A 26,790-nucleotide genomic window follows, 5' to 3' on the forward strand; every position below is an offset into this window, starting at 1 on the left:
CCCTAGCCGGTCGTCAAGCCAGTTTCCGAACCGGGCACCTGGGCAGGGAGAATGTTGCCCGGGGCGGACGCCATCGGGAGTCCGCAGCAGTCACCGACGCAGTCATGAGGCAGGCCATGGGCACTCCGCACAGCCCCCGCAGCGACACCCGGGCTCGCATCATCGAGGTGTCGCTGGAGCTCTTCTCCGAGCAGGGGTACGAGCAGACCTCACTGCGCGAGATCGCCGACCGCCTGGGCGTGACCAAGGCCGCGCTCTACTACCACTTCAAGACCAAGGACGACATCGTCCTGGGCATCGTGGAGCGGATGGCCGCGCCGATCGACGAGACGATCGCCTGGGGCCGGACGCAGTCCTGGAGCCCGGAGATGCGCGACGAGCTGATCCGCCGCTTCGCGGACGGGATGGCCGAGCGCGCCCCGCTGCTGCGCTTCTTCCACGAGAACCAGCCCGCGCTGCGCGAGTCCCCGGCGGGCCTGGCCTTCCGGGACCGCATGATCACCATGATGCAGCTGGTGCACGGACCGGAGGCCGGCTTCCCGGACCGGCTGCGGGCCGCGATGGCGCTCTTCACCGTCCACTCGGCGATGTTCCTGCTCAAGCAGGACAGCGCGGACTGCGGCCGCGCCGAGAACGTCTGGGGCGAGCCGCTGGACACCGCGACGACCACGCTGGACGAGGCGATCGGGACGGCCCGGGACATCGCCCTGGAGATCGGCGGCCGGATCAGCCACCCCGCTCCGGCCCCCGCCCGCTCCTGAGAGCCCCTGCCCGTTCATAGCAGCCCCAGCCCCGCAACGGACGCCTGCCCAGCCCCGGCAGGCCCCCGCCCAGCCCCGCAACGGACGCCCGCCCAGCCCTCGCAGCAGGCCCCCCGCCCAGCCCCGCAACGGGCGCCCGCCGTGCGTGCTGGCGCCCCCGCTGAGCGCCGGTCAGAAGTTCGTGACGCCGTGCCCCGCGAGGTAGGCGATCGGGTTGATCACCGCGCCGTAGCGGTTGCTGGTGCGGATCTCGAAGTGCAGGTGCGGCCCGGTCGAGTTGCCGGTGCTCCCGGACAGTCCGATCCGCTGGCCGGCCGCTACGTGCTGGCCCGCCGAGACCGCGAGCGAGGACATGTGCGCGTACTGCGCGAAGCGCCCGTCCGCGAGCCGCAGCACGACCTCCTTGCCGTACGCGCCGTCCCAGCCGGCCGACACCACGGTCGCGTTGCCGACCGCCAGGAGCGGCGTGCCCGGGGAGATCGCGAAGTCCACCCCGGTGTGGTACCCGGCCGCGTAGCTGCGGTTGGCGACCCCGAACGGGTTGCTGGTCGGCGCGTCCGGCACCGGGGCCGACCACTCGGGCGAAGGCGCGGGCGTGGGCGCGGGCTCCGGCTGGGGCGCGGGCGCGGGCGCGGCTTCCGGCGCCGGCGCGGGTGCTGCCTCGGCCCCGGCCGCCGGGGCGGGCGCCTGCGCGGGCAGCAGGTTGGCCGCCACCGCCACGAACCGCTGGGCCGAGTCGTCCTCGGGCAGCTTGTACGGGCTGGGCCCGGCCACCTGGACCAGCCCCGGGCTGGGCACCTGCGCCCGCGGCGCGGTGAAGGCCGAGCTGCCCGGCGTGGTGGGCAGCACGGTCTGCGCCGACGCGCTGCCCGACCCGACCGCCAGCAGGACACCGACGAGCAGTGCCGCGGCCGCCCCGGCCGAGGCCAGCGCGTGGTCGTGCTCGGCCCGCTGGCGGCTGCCCGGCAGGGTGGTGTGCCGGGGCGTGCCGAGCGAACGCAGCGGCGCGGTCCGGGCGCGGAGGGCGTGGCCGAGCCGGGGCTGCCAGGCCGCCGTACGGGGGCGCCGGGGCGTGCCGAGCGAGCGCAGCGGCGCGGTCCGGGTGCGGAGGGCATGGCCGAGCCAGGGCTGCCAGGCCGCCGCCTGGGCCACCGTACGGGCGGCCGTACGGGCGGCGAGCCGGCGCAGGGCCGGCCCCACGGGCGGGACGGTGGACATCGGTGGCCTTACCTCACGGGTCGTACGGGGGCAGCGCGAAGCGCCCGGTCGGGCGTCTGCTGAGCGGGGGGACCACTCAGGTGTAGCCGTCACCGCGCGGACTCCCAAACGCGGTGATGTACTACGGCGTGTAGTCGGCACGGCGCCGGGGATCCGAGCCGCCGGACCGCCGATCATGTGCTCCGATCGCCCCTGACCGCCCCGGGCGGGTCCGCGAGCCGCCCGGGGCCGGCTACTACCCCCGGCCGTACCGCGCCGGAGGCCTGTGACCAGTGCCACGCGGACCCGGGGTTTGCCGGAGTCGAACAGCTTTCCGTCCGCACCGCTGACCGGCCCGGCCCGCTGCGGGACCATCGACGCATGTATGGCAACAGGACCGAAGACCCCGACGCCGGTGACCGCCCGAGCCCGAGCCCGGCGGACCGCCGCTTCGCCGCCCTGCGCGGCTGCGAGCGCATCCTGTCCGGCACCCGGCCGCAGACCGTCCGCGAACGCCTCGCGGCCCTCGCCGCGCCGCCGCCGGACGGGCGGGGCGCCGTCCCCGACCTGGACACCCGGCCGGACCAGTACGGCGACGGCGTGGTCCGCGAGCTGGAGCTCCGGACCGCTGAGCTGCTCGGCACCGAGGACGCGGCCTTCTTCCCGACCGGGACGATGGCCCAGCAGGCCGCCCTGCGGATCCACGCCGAGGCCGCCGGGCTGCGCACCGTCGTCACCCATCCGCTGGCCCACACCGACCGGCACGAACGGCACGCGCTCGGTGTCCTCTCGGGGCTGCGCAGCCTCTGGCCGACCACCGCGCCGCGCCAGCCCAACGCCGAGGAGGTGCGCGCCCTGGACGAGCCGTACGCCGCGCTGAGCCTGGAACTGCCGCTGCGCGACGCCGGCTTCGTCCTGCCCGACTGGGCGGAGCTGCGGGCCGTCTCGGAGGTCGTGCGGGCGGAGCACGGCGCGGCGCTGCACCTGGACGGCGCCCGGATCTGGGAGTCGGCCGTCGCCCTCGGCCGCCCGCTGCCGGAGCTGTCCGCCCTGGCCGACTCGGTCTACGTCTCCTTCTACAAGACGCTCGGCGGGATCAGCGGCGCCGCGCTGGCCGGTCCGGCCGGGTTCGTCCGTACCGCCAAGGCCTGGCGGCACCGCTACGGCGGGCAGCTCTTCCAGCAGTGGCCGGCCGCCCTCGCCGCCCTGGCCGGGCTGGAGCGCGAACTGCCGCTGCTGGGAGGGTACGTGGCGCATGCCCGGACGGTCGCCGAGGCCCTCGCCCGGGCCTTCGCCGCCGTCCCGGGCGCCCGGGTGCACCCGGCCCCGCCCCACACCCACCAGTTCTGCGTCTGGCTGCCGTTCCCGGCCGAGGAGTTGGAGGAGGTCTCGCTGGCGCTGGCCGAGGAGAGCGGGATCGGGCTGTTCGGCGCCTGGCGCGAACGCGAGCTGCCGGGGCTGGCGATGACCGAGGTGACGGTCGCCGCGCCCGCCCTGGACTGGACGGGCGCCGACGTCGAGGCGGCGGCCGCCGCCTTCCTGGACCGGCTGTCCACGCTCCGCAAGGCCTGACGGGGCGCGGAGGCGGAAAGCGTCCGGCCCGCCCCCGCGCGATGCGGGGACGGGCCGGACGTGTAGCCGTCAGGGCTGCCTGGTCACAGGCTGATCGCTACGGGCTCGATCAGTTGTCGACCGGACGGACCCGGATCCAGGTCTCCAGGTAGTTCGAGGACTCGTTCTCGACCTCGATGCTGGTCCCGGTCTTCGGGACGTCGACACCGGCGAACTGGTCGTCCTTCGACCACCAGGACTTCAGGTCGTTGAACTCGTCGACACCCTTGCTCTTCGGGATGACGGTCTCGACGCCGGCCTTGTGCAGGGTCAGCGCCGGGACGCGGCGCGAACCGAAGGTGGAGTCGAAGCCCTGCATGCGCGGACGCATCAGGGTGCCGTCCGACCACTTCAGCGGGGCCGGGTGCGAGTCGACCGGCAGGACCAGGCCGTGACCCGGGTGGGCGCTGACGTTGTTGTCGGTCTGCGACGCGTCCCAGTACCAGATCAGCAGGCCGGGCTGGTACGAGTAGTGCTCGACCCAGTTCGGCTTGTCGGCGAAGCCGAAGTTGTACGGGCCGGTCTTCAGGGTCGCGTCGAACGAGACGTACTGCTTGTTCTCGGCGAGGTAGTACTGCGCGTACTCCTTGGTGAAGGAGCCGCCGAAGCGGGTGAAGCCGGCGGCGGTCCAGCCGTTGTCACCGTTCTCGACGTCGTCGCTGAACAGGGTGGCGCCGTCGGCGACGACCGCGATGTTGTCCAGCGCGAGGCCGCGGTAGTGCAGGCCGCCGTCGGTGGTGTTGTGGTAGCGGAACTGGATCTTCTGGCCGGCGTAGGCGTCCAGGTTGAACGACAGGTCGCCCCAGGTGGCGAGCTGGCCGTTCACGGCCGGGCGGCCGTTCTCCTTGGGCAGCGGGGCGCCGTTCCAGGTGCCGTCCACGACGGTCCAGGTCTTGCCACCGTCGGTGGAGACCTCGCCGAAGGCGTAGTCGAAGTCCTGCTCCAGCTCGTACCAGGCCTTGGCGTTGATGCTGGCCTTGGACTTGCCGGTCAGGTCGATCTCACGGGTGAGCGTGACGTTCAGGTTGTCGGCGCTGCCGCTCCACCACTCACCGGTGCCCGCGAAGGGCTTGTTGATCTCGGTGGTGATGCTCTTCTTCGGCAGGTCGACGATGAGCGCCTGCGGCAGGTTGGTGTTGTACTCCACCGGGCCGATGTGGTGCGTGGACTCGGTGCCGGCCTTGGCGCGGTCCACCTTCAGCCAGCCGAGCTGGTACTTGCTCCAGGCGTCGAGGTCGTTCGGCATGTCGCCGATGCTGTTCTTGCCCTCGCCCAGCCAGGAACCGGAGGACATCAGCGACCAGAAGCCGACCGAGTTGTCGATGCCCTTGCCGGCGGTGTCGTAGAGGTCCGGCAGACCGAGGTCGTGGCCGTACTCGTGGGCGAAGACGCCGAGGCCGCCGTTCTCCGGCTGCATGGTGTAGTCGCCGATCCAGAGGCCGGAGTTGCCGACCTGCACGCCACCGAGCTTGTTGCCCTCGGGACCGGCCTGGCCCGTCAGGTTGCCGTAGACGTACGAGCGGTGCGCCCACAGGGCCTTGCTGCCCTGCTTGCCGCCACCGGCCGACTTGTCCTCACCGGCGTGCACGATCTGGAAGTGGTCGATGTACCCGTCGGGCTGGTTGAAGTTCCCGTCGTGGTGCGAACCGTAGCGGTCCCACTGGTCGTACTGGGCCAGGGTCGCCTTGATCTGCGCCTCGGTCTGACCCTTGGCCAGCTGGTCCTTGTACCAGATGTCCACGGCGTCGCGGATCAGGTCCTGCGCGCTGGCGCAGACGTTGGAGCCGCAGTAGTCGGAGCCGTAGCGGGCCTCGTTCCACGGCACGCGGACCCAGTCCGAGACCACGCCGTCGACCGAGTAGCGGCCCGAGGACTGCTTCTCGTAGAAGGTCTTCAGCGAGGGCTTGTCCTTGGAGAAGTACAGGTCCTGGTAGTGCTGCTGGTTGTAGTCGGCCTGCCAGGCGGTCGAGTTGTTGGTGGCCGGGTCCGGAGCGGCGATCTCGTTGTGCTTCGGGCCGGGCTCACCGCCGTACTTGACCTTGCCGTCGGCGGTCTTGGTGGTGTTGTCGACCTGGTCGCCGAAGTCGACGAGGATCGTGAAGATCTTGTCCGTGCGCTCGCGGGCGAGCTCCACGTACTTGTCCTTGCCCAGCTTCACGCTGGTGCTGCCGTTGTGCTCCTCGACCTGCGCGGTGCCGTTGAGCAGCTGCTCGGTGGCGGCCTTGTGCTCGGCCTCCACCTTCGCGGTGAGCGGGCCCGGGATGTTGTGCTCGGTGTTCTGGACGGCCTCGGCCGGGTCCTTCGGCACGGGGGCCGAGCCGGCCGCGACGGCCGTGCCCGGGAACAGGCCCGCGCCGAGCGTGACTATGACCGCTGCGGCAGTCGCGACCGCAGCGGTTCTCCTGGTGTTCTTCAACGTTGTGACGTCCTCCCCGACCGGGGCCAGCTCATGGCCAAGGCCCGGCAAACCAAAATGAAAGACAGGTGGACGTCATTTGATACAAGCGTGCATAAAAAAGATAGACCTTGACCATGACATGGTCACGGCGCTATGCTCCGCGACTTCCCATCAGCTGACCATCTGTCAACCGTATGTTCGTTAAAGCTGACTGAGAAATCGGACGCACCCGTACCAAGCAGCACAGAAGCCCTGCACTTCGGCCGGTGCCGAGGAGCACGCCGGCGGCACGGAACGCACCGAGCCCCCGGCGCGGACGCCGGGGGCTCGGTGGCTGTGAAGTTGTCTGTTAAAAGTTGGGCTACTTCGTCAGGTCGGGGCCGGGCGAGGCGACCGCGGCCGGGGTGTCCGCGACGGCCGACTTCTCCTCGCCGCGGAAGGTGAACTTGGCGTCCTTGCCCTCGCCCTCGACGTCGACGACGACGATGTGGCCGGCCCGCAGCTCACCGAAGAGGATCTTCTCGGAGAGGTGGTCCTCGATCTCGCGCTGGATGGTGCGGCGCAGCGGACGGGCACCCAGGATCGGGTCGTAGCCGCGCTTGGCCAGCAGCTTCTTGGCCTCGACGCTGAGCTCCAGGCCCATGTCCTTGTCCTTGAGCCGCTCGTCCACCTTGGCGATCATGAGGTCGACGATCTGGATGATGTCGTCCTCGGACAGCTGGTGGAACACCACGATGTCGTCGACACGGTTCAGGAACTCGGGGCGGAAGTGCTGCTTGAGCTCCTCGCCGACCTTCGCCTTCATCCGCTCGTACCCGCTCTGGGTGTCACCCGTGGCCGCGAAGCCCAGGTTGAAGCCCTTGGAGATGTCCCGGGTGCCGAGGTTGGTCGTCATGATGATGACGGTGTTCTTGAAGTCGACCACGCGGCCCTGGGAGTCGGTCAGGCGACCGTCCTCCAGGATCTGCAGCAGCGAGTTGAAGATGTCCGGGTGGGCCTTCTCGACCTCGTCGAAGAGGACGACCGAGAACGGCTTGCGGCGGACCTTCTCGGTCAGCTGGCCGCCCTCCTCGTAGCCCACGTACCCGGGCGGGGAGCCGAACAGCCGGGAGACGGTGTGCTTCTCGGAGAACTCGGACATGTCGAGCGCGATCAGCGCGTCCTCGTCGCCGAAGAGGAACTCCGCCAGCGTCTTGGACAGCTCGGTCTTACCGACACCGGACGGACCGGCGAAGATGAACGAACCGCCGGGGCGCTTCGGGTCCTTGAGGCCCGCACGGGTGCGCCGGATGGCCTGGGAGAGTGCCTTGATGGCGTCCTTCTGGCCGATGACGCGCTTGTGCAGCTCGTCCTCCATGCGCAGCAGGCGCGAGGTCTCCTCCTCGGTCAGCTTGAAGACCGGGATGCCGGTGGCGGTGGCCAGGACCTCGGCGATGAGCTCCTCGTTGACCTCCGCGACGACGTCCATGTCGCCGGCCTTCCACTCCTTCTCGCGCTTGGCCTTGGCCTGCAGGAGCTGCTTCTCGTCGTCGCGCAGGGACGCGGCCTTCTCGAAGTCCTGCGCGTCGATCGCGCTCTCCTTCTCGCGGCGCACGTCGGCGATCTTCTCGTCGAACTCGCGCAGGTCCGGCGGCGCGGTCATCCGGCGGATGCGCATCCGGGAGCCGGCCTCGTCGATCAGGTCGATCGCCTTGTCCGGCAGGAAGCGGTCCGAGATGTACCGGTCGGCCAGGGTGGCGGCGGCGACCAGGGCGGCGTCCGTGATCGAGACCCGGTGGTGGGCCTCGTAGCGGTCGCGCAGACCCTTGAGGATCTCGATGGTGTGCGGCAGCGAGGGCTCCGCGACCTGGATCGGCTGGAAGCGGCGCTCCAGCGCGGCGTCCTTCTCCAGGTGCTTGCGGTACTCGTCCAGGGTGGTGGCACCGATGGTCTGCAGCTCGCCGCGGGCCAGCATCGGCTTGAGGATGCTGGCGGCGTCGATGGCGCCCTCGGCGGCGCCCGCGCCGACCAGGGTGTGCAGCTCGTCGATGAACAGGATGATGTCGCCGCGGGTGCGGATCTCCTTGAGGACCTTCTTCAGGCGCTCCTCGAAGTCACCGCGGTAGCGCGAGCCGGCCACCAGGGCGCCCAGGTCGAGCGTGTAGAGCTGCTTGTCCTTGAGCGTCTCCGGGACCTCGCCCTTGACGATCGCCTGCGCCAGGCCCTCGACCACGGCGGTCTTGCCGACGCCGGGCTCACCGATCAGGACCGGGTTGTTCTTGGTGCGGCGGGACAGCACCTGCATGACCCGCTCGATCTCCTTCTCGCGCCCGATGACCGGGTCGAGCTTGGCCTCACGGGCGGCCTGGGTCAGGTTGCGGCCGAACTGGTCCAGGACCAGCGAGGTCGACGGGGTGCCCTCGGCGGGCCCGCCGGCCGTGGCCGACTCCTTGCCACCGCTGGTCTGGTAACCGGAGAGCAGCTGGATGACCTGCTGGCGCACCCGGTTGAGGTCGGCGCCCAGCTTCACCAGGACCTGGGCGGCGACGCCCTCGCCCTCGCGGATCAGGCCGAGCAGGATGTGCTCGGTGCCGATGTAGTTGTGGCCGAGCTGCAGGGCCTCCCGGAGCGACAGCTCCAGGACCTTCTTCGCCCGGGGGGTGAAGGGGATGTGGCCGGACGGGGCCTGCTGGCCCTGGCCGATGATCTCCTCGACCTGCTGGCGAACGGCCTCAAGAGAAATCCCGAGGCTCTCCAGGGCCTTGGCGGCGACGCCCTCGCCCTCGTGGATCAGACCCAGGAGGATGTGCTCGGTGCCGATGTAGTTGTGGTTGAGCATCCGGGCTTCTTCCTGAGCCAGGACGACAACCCGCCGCGCGCGGTCGGTGAACCTCTCGAACATCGTTTATCGCTCCTCAGAGCGGTCGGGCAGTTCGGGGTCCGTCCCCGCCCTGTCCTTCCGCATGCTAGTCCCGCTCAGCGGCGCGGCCCACGGATTCACTCCCCGGTAGAGGAGCGAGATGCTGCGCGACCAGCCGACACCAATCCCAACCTGATGCTGGGAAACGGTGTTCCCACTGGTGGGCCGGATGCACCGGAATCCGCTACGCCATCGGCGAACAAGCGCCGCCGGGGCGCGGCCGGACCCTCTCCGACCGGTCGCGCATACTGCCCCTGGACGGGTCCGAGAACCCGTCCACCTGCATTCATACCCGGTATCGGGGTGGTTCTCGCGCAGTTTCCGCGGTGGCGGTGTTCGCCTGGCGAGAAGTCGGGCCGCGGTGACGGTGGTTGAACGGCGGCCCGGGTGGTCGGTGGGCCATCCCGGTGGTGTCCGCGTTACCGCTTCGCCCCTACAGCGTTGCACAGCTCGTGATTGTTCCGCCGCCCGAGCCCGCACCCCGGACACCGCCCGGCACCGGTGGCGCCGCGGTCGTCCGGGTGCGCGCCGCGGGGCGCGGAGGAGAGTCCTCCGCGCCCCGCGCGTGTGTCGTCGGCGCCGTGTGCGGCCACCGGGGCCCCGCACCCGCTCCGGCGTGCCGGCGGCGCCGGGCTCAGGACGCGTTGGCCGCCTCGTAGGCCTCGCGGACACCGCTCGGCACGCGGCCGCGGTCGTTGACCTCCATGCCCTGCTCCTTGGCCCACGCGCGGATCTTCGCGGTGTCCGGAGCGCTGCCCGCGGTGCGCTGGGCGGCGCCGCGGCCCGGGCGGCGGGCACCGGCCAGCCGACCGCTCTGCTTGCGGCCCTTCTCCACGTACGGCGCCAGCAGGCCGCGGAGCTTGTCCGCGTTGGCGCTCTTCAGGTCGATCTCGTAGGCAACGCCGTCGAGCGCGAACGTCACCGTCTCGTCCGCCGAACCACCGTCGAGATCGTCTTCAAGAATGACCTGCACCCTCTGTGCCACGGGCTTCCCTTTCCGCTAAACGACCCATTGCCTAAGGAAAGGAAAGCGCCTTTCTCCGGAAAACACAAACCCTTGACCCCGGTGGAGCGGCTCAGAGGTGCAGCAGCATGCGCGAGTTGCCCAGTGTGTTGGGCTTCACCCGCTCCAGGTCAAGGAACTCGGCGACGCCTTCATCGTACGAGCGGAGGAGTTCTTCATAGACATCCGTAGCGATCGCCGCCGGGTCTGTCGTACCATCATCGGTTTCCTGGAGCTCCCCGATCTCGACGAAACCGTGTTTCGCGAAGAAGGGGACCTCGAACGTCAAGCAGAAAATCCGACGGACGCCCAGCCAGCGTGCCGTCTGCACCAGCTTCTCCAGCAGGAGGTGCCCGATCCCGAAGCCCCGGCAGACCGGGTCCACCGCGAGCGTCCGGACCTCGGCGAGGTCCTCCCACATCACGTGCAGGGCGCCGCAGGCCACCACCACGCCGTTGTCGTCGCGTTCCGCGACCCAGAACTCCTGGACGGATTCGAACAGTGTGACAGTGGGCTTGTCCAGCAGAATGCCGTCGCGCGAGTAGGCGTCGATGAGCCTGCGTACTGCCCGCACGTCCGTGGTCCGTGCGCGGCGGATGGTGACCTCCATGGCGGGACGTTATCGCGTCGGCCCCGGCGCGGTCTCCCCGGTATCAGCTGCCCCGGTATCCGGCGCCCCGGTATCAGCCGCCCCGGTATCCGGTGTCCCGGTATCCGGCCCGTCCGCCGCGGAATCCGCCCCCGGCGGATCGGACGGGAACAGAGCGGCGACCCGCAAGGCGTCCCGGAGCGCCTCGCGTTGCTCGGGCGACATCAGGCCGAAGAAGTGCACCAGCGCCGCCGCCGGATTGTCGCTCGTGGCCCACGCGTCGTTCATCAGGGCCGCCGTGTACGCCTCGCGCGAGGAGACCGGTTCATATCGATAGGCCCGGCCGGCCCGCTCGCGGCGCAGCCAGCCCTTTCTGTGCAGCTTGTCCAGGACGGTCATCACCGTGGTGTACGCGATTTCCCGTTCCGACCGCAGATCCAGGAGAACCTCGCGAACCGTCACCGGGCGGTTCCACTGCCACACCCGGGTCATGATGGCGTTCTCAAGTTCGCCGAGTTGCCGGACCATAGTGCGGCCAGGATAGGGAGTGACCGGGGCAAATCCTGCGAAGTGCGCCAAACCGGCGCGCCGCCACCCCCGGGATTCGGGAATGGCGGCGCACGGGTCGTTCGGGGCGGCTGACGGCGTCAGTCGCGGGTTCGCTCGCGGGTCGTCCGGGCCCGGAACCGGCGGGCCCGGGCGATCAGTCGAAGTCTTCCTTGGCCTTCTGGCTCCCGCCCTGGCTGCGGAAGATGGCCCGCACCAGGAACCCGAAGCCGATCGCCATGACCAGCGGCGGCACGATCGCGCTGACGTAGTCCATCAGGTCACTCCTCCTCGGTCTTCTCCGCCGTCGCGGCGGCGGCCTTCGGCTCCGGCTTCACCAGCGGGAAGAGCACGGTCTCCCGGATGTTCTTGCCGGTCAGCAGCATGATCAGGCGGTCCACGCCGAGGCCGAGGCCACCGGTCGGGGGCATCGCGTACTCCAGGGCCCGCAGGAAGTCCTCGTCCACCTGCATCGCCTCGACGTCGCCGCCGGCGGCCAGCAGGGACTGGGCGGTGAGGCGGGCGCGCTGCTCGACCGGGTCGACCAGCTCGGAGTAGGCGGTGCCGATCTCGGTCCCGAAGATCACCAGGTCCCACTTCTCGGCCACGCCCGGGATCGAGCGGTGCTGGCGGGTCAGCGGGGAGACCTCGGTCGGGTAGTCCTTGATGAAGGTCGGCCGGACGGCGTTCTCCTCCAGCAGGCGCTCGACCATCTCCAGGACGATCTGACCGTGGCCCCACTCCTTCTCGAACGGGATGCCGTGCGCGGTGGCGAGCTTGCGCAGCTCCTCGACGGTGGTCTCCGGGGTGACCTCGACGCCGAGGCGGGCGGAGATGCCCGGGTAGACGCTGACCTCCTCCCACGGCTCGGCCAGGTCGATCTCGTGCTCGACGCCGTGCGCGTCCACGCCCTTGATCACCGTGGTGCCCAGCGCGTCCCGGGCCGCGTTGACGATCGTCTCGCGGATCAGCTCGGCCTGGGTGTCGTAGTCGCCGTAGGCCTCGTACGACTCCAGCGAGGTGAACTCCGGGTTGTGGGTGGAGTCCGCGCCCTCGTTGCGGAAGTTGCGGTTGATCTCGAAGACCTTCTCGGCGCCGCCGACCACCAGCCGCTTGAGGTACAGCTCGGGCGCGATGCGCATGTAGAGGTCGATGTCGTACGCGTTGATGTGCGTCTTGAACGGGCGGGCGTTGGCGCCGCCGTGCACCGGCTGCAGCATCGGGGTCTCGACCTCGATGTATCCGCGGTCCTCGTAGGTGCGGCGGATCGAGCGGACGACCTTGCTGCGCAGGTGCAGGATCTCGCGGGCCTCGGGGTTGACGATCAGGTCCACGTAGCGCTGGCGGACCCGGGCCTCCGGGTCGGTCAGGCCCTTGTGCTTGTCCGGCAGCGGACGCAGGCACTTGGCGGTGAGCTCCCAGCGGTCCACCATCACCGACAGCTCGCCGCGCTTGGAGGTGATCACCTCGCCCTCGACGCCGACCTGGTCGCCGAGGTCGATGTCGGACTTCCAGGCCGCCAGCCGCTCGGCGCCCAGCTTGTCCAGGGAGAGCATCACCTGGAGGTCGCCGGTGCCGTCGCGCAGGGTGGCGAAGCAGAGCTTGCCGCCGGTGCGGGAGAGGATCACCCGGCCGGTGATGCCGGCCCGCTCGCCGGTCGCGGTGTCCGGCTCCAGGTCCGGGTGCTTGGCACGCAGGTCCGCGATGGTGCTGGTGCGGGGGAATCCGACCGGGTACGGGTCGACGCCGGCCGCCCGGAGCCGGTCCAGCTTCTCGCGCCGGACGCGCATCTGCTCGGGAAGGTCGTCGGTCGCGGGAACAAGGCTCTGATCGCTCACCCCACAAGGGTAGCCAGCCGCACACCGTGCTCCGCGCCGGGACCGCGGCTGACCGGACAACGGCCGACGGGGGCGGCCGCGGGCGGGAACGCGGGAGGGGGAGACCGCGGCCGCGGTCTCCCCCTCCCGGGGTGCGGGTGCGGCTCAGCCGGTGCCGGTGGCGAGCTCGACGTCCTCCGGGGTCTGGTCGGCCGGCGGGGCGGGCCGGGCCGGGGGCTTGGGGCGGCGGCCGAAGAGCTCGGCGGGGGTGGGCATCCGGTGCGGGCGGGGCGGGGTCTTCGCGGCGCCGGCCTCGGTGGGCTGCTCCGGGCGGGAGTCGGTGCTGCTCATGGTGGTCCGTCCTCCTACAGGGGTGGGGTGACTGCTCGGGGGTGCGGCGGGGCTCGGTACGGCCACCAGGTGGCGCGGCTGTCCGGCGGTGAGGGCGAGCCGCTCGCGGACGGCGGCCTCGGCCAGCGCGTGGCAGCGCCCGGCCAGCCGGGAGCGGCGAGAGCGTTCGCCCTGTCCGCAGGGCTGGCGGGTCAGCCCGCGCAGCGCGGTGAGGTCCTCGGGGCCGGGCAGGTAGCCGTCGGACACCGCCTCCTCCAGCCGTTCCAGGTAGCCGGTCGCGCTGCCGGGCAGGGCGGAGCGGTAGCGGCCGAGGTCGGCCAGCAGGAAGGCGCGCAGCCGGCCGCCCTCCTGGACGGCCTCGTCGATCGCCTCGGTGAGGCGCAGCGCGTCCTGGACGTCCTCGGCCCAGAGTTCGGCGCCCGGCCCGGCGAGCGCCGTCCGGTCGGGCCCCTGGAGGTGGACGGGGACGGCGGGGTGCAGTGCTTGGGCGAGGGCTCGGCGCAGCACGCGGACTTCGTCGGCGCTGAAGGCCATGCCGCCGCGCGATCCGTGTGGCGTAGGCATGGGCTGACACTACGTGACGAATATCCGATTTGTCGGTAACGTCGCGCCGGATTCCCCACGTTCGGCCGGGTGGTCCCCGGCCCGGGCGTCAGGCCGGCCGGTTGCGCTCGTAGACCAGGCGCAGGCCGATCAGGGTGAGCCAGGGCTCGTGGACGTCGATGGTGGTGGCCTCGCCGAGGACGAGGGTGGCGAGGCCGCCGGTGGCGATCACCTGGACGTCGTCCGGGTCCTTGGCGAGTTCCCGGGCCATCCGCTCGACCAGGCCGTCGACCTGGCCGGCGAAGCCGTAGAGGATGCCGGACTGCATGCCCTCGACGGTGTTCTTGCCGATCACGTTGCGCGGGCGGGCCAGCTCGATCTTGCGCAGCTGGGCGCCGCGGACACCGAGGGCCTCGACGGAGATCTCGATGCCGGGGGCGATCGCGCCGCCGACGTAGTCGCCGCGGGCGTTGACGGCGTCGAAGGTGGTCGCGGTGCCGAAGTCGACCACGATGCACGGGCCGCCGTACAGGTGGTTGGCGGCCAGCGCGTTGACGATCCGGTCGGCGCCGACCTCCTTCGGGTTGTCCATCAGGACGTGCACCCCGGTCTTCACGCCGGGCTCCACGATCACCGCGGGGACGTCGCCGTAGTAGCGGCGGGTCACCTCGCGGAGCTCGTGGAGCACGGCGGGGACGGACGAGCAGATCGCCAGCCCCTCCACCGCGGCCTCCCGGACCGCGGTGTGGTTGCCCATCAACCCCTGCAGCAGCACCGCCAGTTCATCGGCCGTGCGGCGCGGATCGGTGGAGATCCGCCAGTGTTCCACCACGTCCTCGCCGTCGAACAGGCCGAGCGTGGTCTGGGTGTTGCCGACGTCGATGGTGAGGAGCACGGGGACGCTTTCTGCGAGTCGGGACGGGGTTGCGCGGTCCTGACGGTCAGGCGCGCAGGTCCAGGCCGATGTCGAGGATCGGCGAGGAGTGCGTGAGCGCGCCCACGGCCAGGTAGTCCACCCCAGTCTGGGCGACCTCGCGCGCGCCGGCCAGGGTCAGTCCGCCGGAGGCCTCCAGCTTCGCCCGGCCGTTCACCAGCGCGACGGCCTCCTTCAGCTGCTCGACGGTGAAGTTGTCCAGCAGGATCAGGTCGGCTCCGGCCTCCAGCACCGGCGCGATCTGGTCCAGGGTGTCCACCTCGATCTCGACCGGGAGCTCCGGGTAGGCGGCCCGGACGGCCCGGAAGGCCTCGGCCACGCCGCCGGCCGCGACCACGTGATTGTCCTTCACCAGGGCGGCGTCGGACAGCGCCATCCGGTGGTTGGCGCCGCCGCCGCAGCGCACCGCGAACTTCTCCAGCGCGCGCAGGCCGGGGGTGGTCTTGCGGGTGTCCCGGACGACCGCCCCGGTGCCCTCCAGGGCGTCCGCCCAGGCGCGGGTCGCGGTGGCGATGCCGGACAGGTGGCAGAGCAGGTTGAGGGCGCTGCGCTCGGCGGTCAGCAGGTCGCGGGTGCGGGAGCGGACCGAGAGCAGCACCTGGCCGGCCTCGACCCGGTCGCCGTCCTCGACGTGCCGCTCGACCTCGAACTCCTCCTCGCAGACCAGCGAGACGACCGCCTCGGCGACCCGCAGGCCGGCCACCACACCGGCCGCGCGGGCGGTGAAGTCGGCGGTGGCGACGGCGTCGGCGGGCACGGTGGCCACCGAGGTGACGTCCTCGCCGCCGGCCAGGTCCTCGGCCAGCGCAAGGGTGGCGATGTCCTCGACCTCGACCGGGTCCAGCCCGGCCTGCTCCAGCAGCTCGGCCAGCTGCGGGTCCAGGCCGGTCTCGTAGCCCTCGCCGTCGCCGCAGGCGCAGCCGTCGCCGCAGCCGCCCTGCTCGACCAGCGGGAGTTCCTCGTGGGAGTGGGTCATGGTTCTACTGCTCCTCAGGGGTGCTGACGGGGTCGCCGTTGGCGGCGAGGGTGGTGATCAGGTGGCGCCGCCAGTGGGCGTCGTCGCGCTCGGGGAAGTCCTCGCGCCAGTGGCAGCCGCGGGTCTCCTCGCGCTGCGCGGCCGCCGCGACCAGGCAGGTCGCGACCAGCAGCAGATTGGCGGCCTCCCAGGTCTCCACCCGGGGGTCGGCCGGCTTCTCCTCGGCCACGTGCGCGTAGGCCTGCCGCGCGATCAGGGCCAGCCCGGCCGCGGTGTCGGCCATCGAGGCGGCCGAGCGCAGGATGCCCGCGCCCCGCGACATCAGCCGCTGGATCTCGGCGCGCGCCTCGGACGGGGGCAGCGGGACGGGGTGCGCGGCGCGCGCCGCGGCCACGTCCACGGTGCGCTCGGGCAGCTCGCCGGCCGCGTGCCGCCGGGCCAGGTCGGCCGCGATCCGCTCGGCGAAGACCAGGCCCTCCAGCAGCGAGTTGGAGGCCAGCCGGTTGGCGCCGTGCACGCCGGTGCAGGCGACCTCGCCGCAGGCGTACAGGCCGGGGACGGTGGTGCGGCCGTGCCGGTCGGTGCGGACGCCGCCGGAGGCGAAGTGCGCGGCCGGGGCGATCGGGATCGGCTCGGTGACCGGGTCGATGCCGTGGGCGCGGCAGGAGGCGAGGATGGTCGGGAAGCGCTCCGCCCACATCTCGGCGCCGAAGTGCCGCCCGTCCAGGTACATGTGCTCGGCGCCCTGCTCCTGCATCCGCCGGGTGATCGCCTTGGCGACGACGTCGCGCGGGGCCAGCTCGGCCAGCTCGTGCTGCCCGACCATGAACCGGACGCCGTCCGCGTCCACCAGGTGGGCGCCCTCGCCGCGGACGGCCTCGGAGACCAGCGGCTGCTGCCCCTCCGCGTCCGGGCCGAGCCAGAGCACCGTCGGGTGGAACTGGACGAACTCCAGGTCGGCGACGGCCGCGCCGGCCCGCAGCGCGAGTGCCACGCCGTCCCCGGTGGAGACCGCCGGGTTGGTGGTGGCGGAGAAGACCTGGCCCATGCCGCCGGTGGCGAGCACCACCGCGCGGGCCCGGACGGCGCCGACGCCGTCGCGCTGGCCCTCGCCCATCACGTGCAGGGTGAGCCCGGCGGCGTGGCCGTCGGCGTCGGTGAGCAGGTCGAGCACCAGCGCGTGCTCGATCAGCTCGATCCCGGGAGCCGCGCGGACGGCCGCGACCAGGGCGCGCGATATCTCGGCGCCGGTGGCGTCCCCGCCGGCGTGCACGATCCGGCGGCGGTGGTGGCCGCCCTCGCGGGTCAGCAGGACCTCGCCGTCCTCGCCGCGGTCGAAGGCGGCGCCGTTGGCGATCAGTCGGCGGACGGCGTCCGGGCCCTCGGTGACCAGGGTGCGCACGGCCTCCTCGTCACAGATCCCGGCGCCGGCCACCAGGGTGTCGTCCAGGTGCTGCTCGGGGGTGTCCCCCTCGCCCAGGGCGGCCGCGACGCCGCCCTGGGCCCAGCGGGTGGAGCCGTCGTCCAGCATCGCCTTGGTGACCACCAAGGCCCGCAGGCCGGCTTTGTGGACGTCGAGCGCGACGGTGAGGCCGGCGACCCCGGAACCGACCACCACCACGTCGGTGGTGGCGGTCCAGCCGGGGGCCGGGGCGGTGAGGCGGTGCGTGGACATGGGTGGGTGACTCCTTCAGCGCGAGGCGGCGGTGGCCGCGCCGTCGTCGCCACCGTACGCCGCGTCGCCGCGCAGCAGTCCGGTGCCCTCCTGGGCTTCGGCGGGGTCGCCGCCCAGGCCGGTGATCCGGTTCCGCTCGTCCACGAAGACGATCTTCGGCTCGTAGCCCTTGGCCTCGGCCGTGTCCATCTGCCCGTAGGCGATGAGGATGACCAGGTCGCCGGGGTGGACCAGGCGGGCGGCGGCGCCGTTGATGCCGATCACGCCGGAGCCGCGCGGGCCGGCGATGGTGTACGTCTCCAGCCGGGCGCCGTTGTTGATGTCGACGATGTGGACCAGCTCGCCGGGGAGCAGGTCGGCGGCGTCGAGCAGGTCCTCGTCCACCGTGACGGAGCCGACGTAGTGCAGGTCGGCCTGGGTCACGGTGGCCCGGTGGATCTTGGACTTGAGCATGGTGCGGAGCATTGCGGGTCACGCCTCCTGTGAGTGCATGCCTGAAGGGGTCGGAACTGCCGGAACGCCGGGGCTACCGGACGATTCCCTGCCGGCTGTGCCGGCTGTGCTGGAGGTGCTGGACGCCCGTCCGCCTAGCGGCAGATCAGGTGGACGTTGTCGATCAGGCGGGTCGAGCCCGCCTTCGCGGCCACGGCCAGCACCGCCTCGCCCTGGAAGTCGTCCGCCGCCTCGGAGAAGTCGTGCGGGTCGATCAGGGCGAGGTAGTCGAGGGTGATGCCCTCGGCGGCGTCGAGGACGGCCGAGGCGGCCTCGCGCACCGCCTTCGGTCCCTGCGCGGCGGCGTCCCGGCCGGCGAACAGGGCCTTGGACAGGGCCAGGGCGTGGGTGCGCTCCTCCTCCGAGAGGTAGCGGTTGCGCGAGGACAGCGCCAGGCCGTCCTCCTCGCGGACCGTCGGCACGCCGACGACCTCGACGTCGAAGTCCAGGTCGGCGACCATCCGCCGGATGACCGCGAGCTGCTGGGCGTCCTTCTCGCCGAAGAAGGCGAAGTCCGGGTCGGTGATGTGCAGCAGCTTGGCGACCACGGTCAGCACGCCGTCGAAGTGGCCGGGGCGGGTGGCGCCCTCGAAGCGCTCGCCCATCGGGCCCGCCACGATGCGCACCTGCGGCTCGCCGTTCGGGTAGACCTCCTCGACGGACGGGGCGAACACCACGTCGGCGCCGTTCTCCTCGGCCAGCTTCACGTCCGCCTCAAGGGTGCGCGGGTAGCGCTCCAGGTCCTCGCCGGCGCCGAACTGCAGCGGGTTGACGAAGACCGTCACCGCGACCCGGCCCTCCCGGCCGACCTGCTTGCGGGCGGCCCGGATCAGCGCGGCGTGGCCCTCGTGCAGCGCGCCCATGGTCATCACGACGGCGTTGTCGACCGGCTGCTCGTCCGGCCAGAACGCGGCCTCGAAGTCGTCCACGGTGCGGGTGACCACGGCCCGGTGGACCTTCGGCGCCCGCTGGGGCTTGCTCGGCTGCTTTCCGCGTGCCATCTCTAGCGCTTCTCCTCGTTCAGTACGTCCAGCAGCGCCGCCGCCGACGTTTCGTCGATCGTTCCGTGGGCGAGCGCCCGCTGCGCGGTGGCACGGGCCATCGCCCGGTAGGCCGCCGGGATGTCGGGGGACACCGTACTGAGCTGCGCCAGGTGGCGCCGCACGGTGCCCGCGTCGCCCCGGGCGACCGGGCCGGTCAGGGCCGCGTCGCCGGAGCGCAGGCTGTTGTCCAGCGCGGCGCCCAGCAGCGGACCGAGCATCCGGCCGGGCTCGGCGACGCCGGCCGTGCGCAGCAGCTCCATCGCCTGCGCGACCAGGGTGACCAGGTGGTTCGCGCCGTGCGCGAGGGCGGTGTGGTAGAGCGGACGGACCTCCTCGGGCACCCACTCGGGCTCGCCGCCCATCTCCACCACCAGCGCCTCGGCGACCGGCCGCAGCTCCTCGGGAGCGGTCACGCCGAACGGGCAGCCGGCCAGCCGGGCCAGGTCGACGGAGGTGCCGGTGAAGGTCATCGCCGGGTGCAGGGCCAGCGGCAGCGCCCCGGCCCGGGTGGCGGGCTCCAGGACGGCGACGCCGTGCGCGCCGGAGGTGTGGACGACCAGCTGCCCGGGGCGGACCGCGCCGGTCGAGGCCAGCCCGGCCACCAGGTCGGCCAGCGCGTCGTCCGGGACGGTCAGCAGGACGAGGTCGGCGGCGGCCAGCACCTGCGGCGGGGTGACGATGCGCACCCCCGGCAGCAGCGACTCGGCGCGGCGGCGGGAGGTGGCGGACACCCCCGAGGCGGCGACCACGGTGTGCCCGGCCAGCTGCAGCGCGGCACCCAGCGCGGGGCCGACCCGGCCGGTGCCGACCACGCCGACGGCGAGGCGGGCCGGACGGTTGCCGGGATCGCTCGGGTCGCCGAGACCGTCGGCGAGCGGGGCGAACTCGCCGAAGTCGGCGAAGTCGGACGGATCCACGCATCCACCCTTGTCCTGATCGGCCGTTCCGGTCCACGCGTCGGGTACCGGACGTACCGCCCCAGTCTACGGTCGGCGTCGGACCGCCGGGGAGGCTCGGGCACGGGCCCGGTGGTCGGCCCGGCGCGGGCTCAGTCGGCGGCCCCGGCCCGGATCAGCCCGGCCTCGTACGCCAGCACCACGGCCTGGACCCGGTCGCGCAGGCCGAGCTTGGCCAGGATCCGGCCGACGTGGGTTTTCACGGTGGCCTCGGAGAGCACCAGCCGGGCCGCGATCTCACCGTTCGACAGGCCCTGCGCGACCAGCAGGAACACCTCCCGCTCGCGCTCGGTCAGCGGGCCGAGGACGTCCGAGCCGGGCGCGCTCTGCGGGGTGGGCAGCACCTCGGCGAAACGGTCGATCATCCGGCGGGTGGTGGTCGGCGCGACCACCGCGTCCCCGCCGTGCACCGCGCGGATCGCGGCCACCAGCTCGGTCGGCGGGACGTCCTTGAGCAGGAAGCCGCTGGCACCGGCCTTGAGCGCGGCGAAGGCGTACTCGTCCAGGTCGAAGGTGGTGAGGATCAGCACGTGCGGGGCGTCCGGCAGCGGGCTGCCGTCCTCGGCCAGGCAGATCCGGCGGGTCGCCTGCACGCCGTCCAGGCGGGGCATCCGGACGTCCATCAGGATCACGTCCACCTCGGTGTGCCGCAGCAACTCCAGGGCCTGCGCGCCGTCGCCCGCCTCGGCGGCGATCTCGATGTCCCCCTGCGACTGGAGGATCATCCGGAAGCCGGTGCGCAGCAGTTCCTGGTCGTCGACGAGCATCACGCGGATGGTCAAGGTGACTCCTAAGAAGGGGGGGCGGGGGATCAGTGTGCGGCCTTGAGCGGAAGGACGGCGCGGATCCGGAAACCGCCGCCGGGGCGGGGGCCCACGTCCAGGCTGCCGCTGACCATGCCGACCCGTTCGCGCATGCCGATCAGGCCGTGGCCCAGCCCGTCCACGCCGCCGGAGGCCAGCTGTTCGGCGGTGCTGCCCCGCCCGTCGTCCTCCACCAGGACGGCCAGCTCGCGCTCGCCGAAGTCGACCGCGACCCGGGCGTGCGCGTCGGGGCCGCCGTGCTTGCGGACGTTGGTGAGCGCCTCCTGGACGATCCGGTAGACGGTCAGCTCGACGCCGCGCGGCAGCTCGCGGGGGTGCCCGGAGGTCGCGTAGTCGACCTGCAGCCCGGCCGTGCGGACCTGCTCCAGCAGCTCCGGCAGCTCCTCCACGCCCGGCTGCGGCACGTACTCCTCGGCGGTGTCGGAGGTGCGCAGCACGCCCAGCAGGCGGCGCATCTCGACCAGCGCCTGACGGCCGGTGGAGGCGATCGTGCCGAGCGCCTCCTTCGCCTGCTGCGGGGAGTTGTCGAGGACGTACGCGGCGCCGTCGGCCTGGACGATCATCACCGAGACGTTGTGCGCGACCACGTCGTGCAGCTCGCGGGCGATCCGGGCCCGCTCGGCCGCGACCGCCACCTTGGCCTGGGCGTCCCGCTCGCGCTCCAGCCGGGCGGCGCGGTCCTCCAGCTCGGTCAGGTAGGCGCGGCGCACCCTGGTCAGCCGGCCCCAGGCCCAGCACAGGATGAACGGCGTGGTCATCAGCAGCATGATCAGCAGGGCCGCGCCGGGGTTGTACGGGCGCGAGGTGAAGTGGTCGCCCTCCCGGACCGTCTGCGTCAGGTGCTGCTGCCAGAACACCAGCGGACCGGCGGCCAGGCCGGCCGCGAGGGCGAGCCGGGAGGTCCACCGCTGCCCGAAGGCGGCGCCGGTGTAGGCGAAGACCAGGTACGCGATGGAGGAGCCGCCCGGATCGATGTCGGCGAGCACCTGGCTGATGCCGAGTCCGGTGGCGGCGGCCACGGTGATGTCGGGGTGCCGGCGGCGGAAGACCATGAGGGCCGGCAGCAGCAGCGCGACCACGACGTTCGCGCCGAACGGCCAGCTGTCGGAGCCGTCGTCCGGGACCAGGCCGATGAGGAGCACCAACGCCGCCCAGGCGGAGTCGACCACCATGGGGTGACGGCGGAGCCAGGCGTTGAGTCGATGCACGTGTCCAGCGTAGGCAGTCGCTCCGCGTGCCCAGGTCCGCCGGTAGGGCGATCCGTCCTACTCCGTAGGTCGGAGACGCACCGGCTCCGATTGGGAGGGGCCGGTGACCGCCGGGTAGCGTCCCGCGTCATGACGTGGATGCGGTGGGCGCCCGCCATGGAACAGGCCCTGTACGACCCCGACCGGGGCTTCTACCGCCGGCCGGAGGGCCCAGCGGGCCACTTCCGGACCTCGGTGCACGCCTCGTCGAAGTTCGCCCGTGCGGTGGCCCGGCTGCTCCTGGAGGTTGACGCGGCCCTCGGTCGTCCGGAGGAGCTGGCCTTCGTCGACGTCGGGGCCGGGCGGGGCGAACTGCTGACCGGCGTGCTGGCCGAGCTGCCCGGCGACGTGCTGGCCCGGCTGCGCCCGTACGGCGTGGAGATCGCCGAGCGGCCGGCCGGCCTTCCGTCCACAGCCCTGTGGACGGCGGAGCTGCCGCGCGGCGTGACCGGGCTGCTGTTCGCCAACGAGTGGCTGGACAACGTGCCGCTGGACGCCGGCGAGGTGGACGAGGACGGGGTGCTGCGCTACGTCGAGGTGGACCCGGCGACCGGCGCGACCCGTCCGGGCGCGCGGGTGTCGGAGCGGGACGCCGCCTGGGCCGAGCGCTGGTGGCCGGTCGCCGAGCCCGGCGAGGTGGTGGAGTTCGGCGGCCCCCGGGACGCCGCGTGGGCGCGGGCCGTCGCCGGGCTGGAGCGCGGGCTGGCCGTCGCCGTCGACTACGGGCACACGGCGGGGCGGCGGCCGCCCTTCGGGACCTTCACCGGCTTTCGGGACGGCCGGGAGGTCGCCCCGGTGCCGGACGGCTCCTGCGACGTCACCGCGCACGTGGCCCTGGACGCCGCCGCCGTCCCCGGTCTCCACAGCCTGTGGACGACGCAGCGCGAGGCCCTGCGGGCGCTCGGCGTCAGCGGCGGCCGGCCGCCCCTGACCCTCGCCTCCGCCGACCCGGCGGGCTACCTGCGCGCGCTCGGCGGGGCGGGCGAGGCGGCCGAACTGACCGACCCGGCCGGGCTGGGCGCCTTCGGGTGGCTGGTCCAGGCCGTCCGCATGCCGGTACCGCTGAGCTTGGAGCCCCTGCCGGGATGGCAGACTCTGGGGGCATGAGGGAGACCACGGTCGGCATCGGGGCGGGAGCCGAGAACGTCACGGGCCAGGCGGGCACCACCGACATGGTGCTCAACATCGGCCCGCAGCACCCGGCCACGCACGGCGTGCTGCGGCTGCGACTGCTGCTCGACGGCGAGCGCATCGTCACCGCCGAGCCGGTGATCGGCTACATGCACCGGGGCGCGGAGAAGCTCTTCGAGGCCCGCGACTACCGGCAGATCATCATGCTGGCCAACCGGCACGACTGGCTCTCCGCCTTCTCCAACGAACTCGGCGTCGTCCTCGGCGTCGAGCGGATGCTCGGCATGGAGGTCCCCGAGCGGGCGGTGTGGATCCGCACCCTGCTCGCCGAGCTCAACCGGGTGCTCAACCACCTGATGTTCCTCGGCTCCTACCCGCTGGAACTGGGCGGGATCACCCCGATCTTCCACGCCTTCCACGGCCGCGAGGAGCTCCAGCACGTGCTGGAGGAGGCCTCCGGCGGCCGGATGCACTACATGTTCAACCGGGTCGGCGGCCTCAAGGAGGACCTCCCGGCCGGCTGGCTCGGGCGGGTCCGCGCCGCCATCGCCAAGGTGCGCTCGGAGACGCCGGTCTTCGAGGAACTCGTCCTCGGCAACGAGATCTTCCGCGCCCGCACCGCCGGCGTCGGCGTCCTCACCAGGGCGCAGGCCCAGGCATACGGGGTCAGCGGCCCGATCGCCCGCGCCAGCGGCCTCGACTTCGACCTGCGCCGCGACGAGCCCTACCTCGCGTACGGCTCCGAGGAGCTGCGGCAGGTGCTCACCGTCGTCACCCGCGAGGAGGGCGACTGCCTGGCCCGCTTCGAGTGCCTGCTGGAGCAGACCCTCAACGCGCTGGACCTCGCCGACGCCTGCCTCGACAAGCTCGCCACCCTGCCGCCCGGCCCGGTCAACCAGCGGCTGCCCAAGGTGCTCAAGGCACCGGAGGGCGACACGTACGCGTGGACGGAGAACCCGCTCGGGATCAACGGCTACTACCTGGTCTCGCGCGGCGACAAGACGCCGTGGCGGCTCAAGCTGCGCTCGGCGTCCTTCAACAACATCCAGGCGCTGACCGAACTGCTGCCGGGGACGCTGGTCGCGGACATGGTGGCGATCCTGGGGTCGATGTTCTTCGTGGTCGGGGACATCGACAAGTAGTCCGGTGCCGGCGGGGCCGGTAGCGGCGGGGCGGTGCCGGCGGGGGCCGGTACCGCGGGGGCCGGTACCGGCGCGGGGCCGCTACTTCTTCTTCTTGACCGGGCCGTTCTTCTTGACCGGGTCGGCCGGGTGCGGGGCGAACCTGCGGTCGCCCTTGCCGGCGATCCGCTCCTCGCACAGGCCGGCCAGCACCTCGTACGCCTCCCTGCCCATCAGCTCGGTGAGTTCGGGGCGGTAGCTGACGTACACCGGCTCCGCGCCCTGGTGGGCCGCCGGGGCACCGGTGCACCACCAGTGCAGGTCGTGGCCGCCCGGGCCCCAGCCGCGGCGGTCGTACTCGCCGATCGAGACCTGCAGGTAGCGGGTGTCGTCCGGGCGGTCGATCCAGTCGTAGGTGCGGCGGATCGGCAGCTGCCAGCAGACGTCCGGCTTGGTCTCCAGCGGCTCGCGGCCCTCCCGGAGCGCGAGCGCGTGCAGGGCGCAGCCGGCGCCGCCCGCGAAGTCGGGGCTGTTCACGAAGATGCAGGCGCCGCCGACCCGGCGGGTCTGGCGGTCGCCGTCCTCGTCCAGCATGGTGATGCCGCCGTCGGACACGATCCGGCCCTTGGCATCGGTGCCCTCGGCGAAGTTCTCCCACAGCTCGGGCGTCAGCCGCGCCGCGTGCTCCAGGACGCGCTTCTCGTCGTCCTCGTCCGAGTAGTGGGCACCCAGCGTGCAGCAGCCGTCGGACTCGCCGCGGCCCTCGCGGATGCCGTGGCAGCCCTGGCCGAAGACGCAGGACCAGCGGGAGGTCAGCCAGGTGAGGTCGCAGCGGAAGACCTGCTCCTCGTCGGCGGGGTCGGCGAACTCGACCCAGGCGCGGGGGAAGTCGAGCGGGACCTCGTCACGCGGGATCTCGCGGCGCAGGGTCGGCATCGCGAGGTCGACGGGGGCGGGGGAGGCCGTGGGCTTCGCCTTGGCCTTCTTCTTGGACGTTTCTGCTGGTGCCACCCGGCAAGGGTAGAGCTTCCGCGGGGCCGGCGACGGGTGGCGGGGCAGGACGCGGCGGCGGGGCTGGGGGTGGGGCGCAGGTGCTCGGTGCCGCCGGGCCGTTCGGGCGGGTCCGGAAACCTCGCCGCGCGGACGGGCACCGGCGAAGCGGATCCAGCCTGCTTCGGGGTGGACCCCGCGCAGGGCCCGGGCCGCGGCGGGGCTGAGCCGCTCTGCCCGGGCCACGGCCGAGCAGGGCGGCTCAGCAGGGTGTCCAGCTCTTCGGCCGTCCCCACCCGGTGCTGGACACCCTTGCTGCACGGCCGGAGCAGGACCCGGCAAAGCCAGCCGACTTCGGAACGGCTCGTCCGGCCCCGGCCGGTGGGTCGCGCGGGAAGTCCGACAGGCCGACGTCCCGCGCAGTGGGGGCGTGGGCGCCGGCGGAGCGTGTCGGCTGCCCTCGGACCCAAACCCGTCGCTCCGGGCTGGAGTGGGCGGCTACGCTCGCGCGATGGAGCTGGACGAGGCACTGGAACCGTTGCGCCGGGTCATGCTGGAGCGACGCGTCGGCGGGTATCCGGAGTCGGTCGGTGCGGCGGTGGAGGCTGCGTGGGCAGCGCTGGCCGGCGGGGCCGACACCCCGAGTCTGTGGGAGCTCGGCGTGCTGTCCGACGGGGAGGTTCTGGAGGCGCGCAGGCTGCTGGCCGAGCTGGAGCGCGAGCTCCGGGCGGCGCTGCGGCTGCCCACCACCGTCGAGGGCCGCGGCCAGGCGCTGGCCCGGTACTGCCTGCGGGACCTGCTGGACGGCCGCCTCGACCCCTGGGCGGCGGTCGAGCGGATCGGCCTTGAGCTGTGCCCCGCCGACGACGCCGGCTCGCCGCTGCGGCCGGTTCGACGATGGCTGTACCGCGCGGAGGACCAGCAGGAGCACTGCGGCAGACTGACGGAGGAGCTGGTGGCCGAACTGCACGAGCTGGCCGCCGAACTACTGGCGGGCCCGCTGTCCTCATGGCCGGGCGACAGCGCGTGCCGCCCCAGCGCCGGGAGGGCGGGGTAGCGCGGTCATCGGTCAAGGCCACGTGTCGGAGGACGCCGGTCCGGTGACGCGGGGCCGATATGTAGACCGGTCTGCATATTCGGCGGGCCGACGCGGGAGGCTTGCGTAGGAAGTCGGCCTGGCCGACTTCCTGTGCGCGCGGGCGTGGGGTCGCGGCGCCGTGGGGTGAGGTCTCGTCGGGGACACCCGGCGCTGCGCGAGCGGGGGGTGGCGGCCGAGGAGGTGCTGTCCGTCCGGGCCGACCTGCGGCTGAGCCGCTCTGCCCGGCGGCTGCCGGAGGTACGCCCTCGTGGCCGAACTGCCGCATGCCAGGGGCGAGTTGGAGCTTCGGTGTGACGCCTGGTCCGGCCGCCGCGCCGCCGTCGTACGGGTGTTGCCTCGACCCGGCGGACGGCGTCCTCCGGGCGGTCGGACCCCGACTGCGCCGTCTGCCGCTGCGACACCGTCCTGCGCGCCTTCGTCCGCTGCCTGGACACCGGCCCGTGGCCCGCCCCGCGCGGAACCGACCCGGCGGCCGCCGGTACGGCGGTGGACGCCCGGCACCGCGCCCTGGTGGAGACGGACGGCACGGTCGTCGCCGATCCGGAGAACTGGTGGGCCGTCATCGTCGAGCAGCCGCGGGTCGCCCT

The 26,790-nt window shown here is 72.6% G+C and carries 22 protein-coding genes; 5 read left to right on the forward strand and 17 right to left on the reverse strand.

The features are described 5' to 3' along the window. Positions 1–116 precede the first annotated feature (116 nt). Positions 117–761, forward strand: coding sequence for a TetR/AcrR family transcriptional regulator (locus tag ACZ6Y7_RS03430; RefSeq protein ID WP_465756168.1), 645 nt, complete (start codon positions 117–119; stop codon positions 759–761). Positions 762–932: 171 nt separating this feature from the next. On the opposite strand, the gene ACZ6Y7_RS03435 is transcribed toward ACZ6Y7_RS03430, so the two are convergent. Then, a complete protein-coding gene (locus tag ACZ6Y7_RS03435; protein ID WP_465756169.1) occupies positions 933–1,979 on the reverse strand; it encodes a M23 family metallopeptidase in 1,047 nt (348 codons plus the stop codon). A gap of 360 nt (positions 1,980–2,339) precedes the next feature. Between ACZ6Y7_RS03435 and ACZ6Y7_RS03440 the strand changes: the two genes are divergently transcribed. Beyond that, the gene (locus ACZ6Y7_RS03440) at positions 2,340–3,530 is read left to right on the forward strand and encodes a threonine aldolase family protein (RefSeq protein ID WP_465756170.1); all 1,191 of its coding nucleotides are present in this window, start codon (positions 2,340–2,342) and stop codon (positions 3,528–3,530) included. Positions 3,531–3,639: 109 nt separating this feature from the next. Here the strand turns inward: ACZ6Y7_RS03440 and ACZ6Y7_RS03445 are convergent, their stop codons facing one another. The 15 genes from ACZ6Y7_RS03445 to ACZ6Y7_RS03515 all read right to left on the reverse strand — a co-directional run bounded on the left by ACZ6Y7_RS03445 (position 3,640) and on the right by ACZ6Y7_RS03515 (position 21,823). Then, a complete protein-coding gene (locus ACZ6Y7_RS03445; protein ID WP_465756171.1) occupies positions 3,640–5,985 on the reverse strand; it encodes an immune inhibitor A domain-containing protein in 2,346 nt (781 codons plus the stop codon). A 343-nt stretch (positions 5,986–6,328) separates the two neighbouring features. Beyond that, the gene (locus ACZ6Y7_RS03450; protein ID WP_465756172.1) at positions 6,329–8,848 is read right to left on the reverse strand and encodes an ATP-dependent Clp protease ATP-binding subunit; all 2,520 of its coding nucleotides are present in this window, start codon (positions 8,846–8,848) and stop codon (positions 6,329–6,331) included. 652 nt (positions 8,849–9,500) lie between these two features. Beyond that, complete coding sequence (locus ACZ6Y7_RS03455) at positions 9,501–9,851, reverse strand: histone-like nucleoid-structuring protein Lsr2 (RefSeq protein WP_465756173.1); 351 nt, start codon at positions 9,849–9,851, stop codon at positions 9,501–9,503. Positions 9,852–9,942: 91 nt separating this feature from the next. Further along, complete coding sequence (locus ACZ6Y7_RS03460) at positions 9,943–10,479, reverse strand: amino-acid N-acetyltransferase (RefSeq protein ID WP_402221966.1); 537 nt, start codon at positions 10,477–10,479, stop codon at positions 9,943–9,945. Between the two features lie 9 nt (positions 10,480–10,488). After that, the gene (locus tag ACZ6Y7_RS03465; protein WP_465756174.1) at positions 10,489–10,986 is read right to left on the reverse strand and encodes a BlaI/MecI/CopY family transcriptional regulator; all 498 of its coding nucleotides are present in this window, start codon (positions 10,984–10,986) and stop codon (positions 10,489–10,491) included. Between the two features lie 299 nt (positions 10,987–11,285). Further along, entirely contained in the window at positions 11,286–12,842 is a 1,557-nt protein-coding gene (gene lysX / locus ACZ6Y7_RS03470) for a bifunctional lysylphosphatidylglycerol synthetase/lysine--tRNA ligase LysX (protein WP_465756175.1), read from the reverse strand. A gap of 144 nt (positions 12,843–12,986) precedes the next feature. Beyond that, positions 12,987–13,736, reverse strand: a complete 750-nt coding sequence (locus ACZ6Y7_RS03475) for a hypothetical protein (RefSeq protein WP_465756176.1) — start codon at positions 13,734–13,736, stop codon at positions 12,987–12,989. An 88-nt stretch (positions 13,737–13,824) separates the two neighbouring features. Further along, complete coding sequence (locus ACZ6Y7_RS03480; RefSeq protein WP_402221976.1) at positions 13,825–14,610, reverse strand: type III pantothenate kinase; 786 nt, start codon at positions 14,608–14,610, stop codon at positions 13,825–13,827. A 46-nt stretch (positions 14,611–14,656) separates the two neighbouring features. Then, positions 14,657–15,625, reverse strand: a complete 969-nt coding sequence (nadC, locus tag ACZ6Y7_RS03485) for a carboxylating nicotinate-nucleotide diphosphorylase (protein ID WP_465756177.1) — start codon at positions 15,623–15,625, stop codon at positions 14,657–14,659. Between the two features lie 4 nt (positions 15,626–15,629). Continuing rightward, positions 15,630–17,300 (reverse strand): L-aspartate oxidase, encoded by a 1,671-nt coding sequence (locus ACZ6Y7_RS03490; RefSeq protein ID WP_465756178.1) that lies wholly within the window; start codon positions 17,298–17,300, stop codon positions 15,630–15,632. Between the two features lie 15 nt (positions 17,301–17,315). Further along, a complete protein-coding gene (gene panD, locus ACZ6Y7_RS03495; protein WP_465756179.1) occupies positions 17,316–17,765 on the reverse strand; it encodes an aspartate 1-decarboxylase in 450 nt (149 codons plus the stop codon). A 122-nt stretch (positions 17,766–17,887) separates the two neighbouring features. Next, a complete protein-coding gene (gene panC, locus ACZ6Y7_RS03500; RefSeq protein WP_465756180.1) occupies positions 17,888–18,793 on the reverse strand; it encodes a pantoate--beta-alanine ligase in 906 nt (301 codons plus the stop codon). Positions 18,794–18,795: 2 nt separating this feature from the next. Further along, positions 18,796–19,647, reverse strand: a complete 852-nt coding sequence (locus tag ACZ6Y7_RS03505; RefSeq protein ID WP_465756465.1) for a Rossmann-like and DUF2520 domain-containing protein — start codon at positions 19,645–19,647, stop codon at positions 18,796–18,798. A gap of 236 nt (positions 19,648–19,883) precedes the next feature. Beyond that, a complete protein-coding gene (locus tag ACZ6Y7_RS03510) occupies positions 19,884–20,573 on the reverse strand; it encodes a response regulator (protein WP_465756181.1) in 690 nt (229 codons plus the stop codon). 29 nt (positions 20,574–20,602) lie between these two features. After that, entirely contained in the window at positions 20,603–21,823 is a 1,221-nt protein-coding gene (locus ACZ6Y7_RS03515; RefSeq protein WP_465756182.1) for a sensor histidine kinase, read from the reverse strand. Positions 21,824–21,952: 129 nt separating this feature from the next. Between ACZ6Y7_RS03515 and ACZ6Y7_RS03520 the strand changes: the two genes are divergently transcribed. Both ACZ6Y7_RS03520 and ACZ6Y7_RS03525 read left to right on the forward strand, forming a co-directional pair. Beyond that, positions 21,953–22,969: an SAM-dependent methyltransferase gene (locus ACZ6Y7_RS03520; RefSeq protein WP_465756183.1), complete on the forward strand. Its 1,017-nt coding sequence runs from the start codon at positions 21,953–21,955 to the stop codon at positions 22,967–22,969. After that, positions 22,966–24,135 carry an NADH-quinone oxidoreductase subunit D gene (locus ACZ6Y7_RS03525; protein WP_465756184.1) on the forward strand — a complete coding sequence of 390 codons (1,170 nt, stop codon included), beginning with the start codon at positions 22,966–22,968 and terminating at the stop codon, positions 24,133–24,135. The genes ACZ6Y7_RS03520 and ACZ6Y7_RS03525 overlap by 4 nt, the downstream gene beginning before the upstream one ends. An 81-nt stretch (positions 24,136–24,216) precedes the next feature. Here ACZ6Y7_RS03525 and ACZ6Y7_RS03530 read toward each other — a convergent pair whose 3' ends face one another. Further along, positions 24,217–25,050, reverse strand: coding sequence for a DUF3109 family protein (locus tag ACZ6Y7_RS03530; RefSeq protein WP_465756466.1), 834 nt, complete (start codon positions 25,048–25,050; stop codon positions 24,217–24,219). A 565-nt stretch (positions 25,051–25,615) separates the two neighbouring features. Between ACZ6Y7_RS03530 and ACZ6Y7_RS03535 the strand changes: the two genes are divergently transcribed. Then, positions 25,616–26,161: a hypothetical protein gene (locus tag ACZ6Y7_RS03535; RefSeq protein ID WP_465756185.1), complete on the forward strand. Its 546-nt coding sequence runs from the start codon at positions 25,616–25,618 to the stop codon at positions 26,159–26,161. Positions 26,162–26,790 lie beyond the last annotated feature (629 nt).

Source organism: Kitasatospora sp. NPDC053308, assembly GCF_055585785.1.

What these genes read in the sequence shown, in the direction of transcription:
- ACZ6Y7_RS03430 (WP_465756168.1), top strand. Translation starts at nt 117, where the DNA reads ATGGGCACTCCGCACAGCCCCCGCAGCGACACCCGGGCTCGCATCATC.
- ACZ6Y7_RS03435 (WP_465756169.1), bottom strand. Translation starts at nt 1,979, where the DNA reads ATGTCCACCGTCCCGCCCGTGGGGCCGGCCCTGCGCCGGCTCGCCGCC.
- ACZ6Y7_RS03440 (WP_465756170.1), top strand. Translation starts at nt 2,340, where the DNA reads ATGTATGGCAACAGGACCGAAGACCCCGACGCCGGTGACCGCCCGAGC.
- ACZ6Y7_RS03450 (WP_465756172.1), bottom strand. Translation starts at nt 8,848, where the DNA reads ATGTTCGAGAGGTTCACCGACCGCGCGCGGCGGGTTGTCGTCCTGGCT.
- ACZ6Y7_RS03460 (WP_402221966.1), bottom strand. Translation starts at nt 10,479, where the DNA reads ATGGAGGTCACCATCCGCCGCGCACGGACCACGGACGTGCGGGCAGTA.
- ACZ6Y7_RS03465 (WP_465756174.1), bottom strand. Translation starts at nt 10,986, where the DNA reads ATGGTCCGGCAACTCGGCGAACTTGAGAACGCCATCATGACCCGGGTG.
- ACZ6Y7_RS03475 (WP_465756176.1), bottom strand. Translation starts at nt 13,736, where the DNA reads ATGCCTACGCCACACGGATCGCGCGGCGGCATGGCCTTCAGCGCCGAC.
- nadC (WP_465756177.1), bottom strand. Translation starts at nt 15,625, where the DNA reads ATGACCCACTCCCACGAGGAACTCCCGCTGGTCGAGCAGGGCGGCTGC.
- ACZ6Y7_RS03490 (WP_465756178.1), bottom strand. Translation starts at nt 17,300, where the DNA reads ATGTCCACGCACCGCCTCACCGCCCCGGCCCCCGGCTGGACCGCCACC.
- panD (WP_465756179.1), bottom strand. Translation starts at nt 17,765, where the DNA reads ATGCTCCGCACCATGCTCAAGTCCAAGATCCACCGGGCCACCGTGACC.
- panC (WP_465756180.1), bottom strand. Translation starts at nt 18,793, where the DNA reads ATGGCACGCGGAAAGCAGCCGAGCAAGCCCCAGCGGGCGCCGAAGGTC.
- ACZ6Y7_RS03520 (WP_465756183.1), top strand. Translation starts at nt 21,953, where the DNA reads ATGACGTGGATGCGGTGGGCGCCCGCCATGGAACAGGCCCTGTACGAC.
- ACZ6Y7_RS03525 (WP_465756184.1), top strand. Translation starts at nt 22,966, where the DNA reads ATGAGGGAGACCACGGTCGGCATCGGGGCGGGAGCCGAGAACGTCACG.
- ACZ6Y7_RS03530 (WP_465756466.1), bottom strand. Translation starts at nt 25,050, where the DNA reads ATGCCGACCCTGCGCCGCGAGATCCCGCGTGACGAGGTCCCGCTCGAC.
- ACZ6Y7_RS03535 (WP_465756185.1), top strand. Translation starts at nt 25,616, where the DNA reads ATGGAGCTGGACGAGGCACTGGAACCGTTGCGCCGGGTCATGCTGGAG.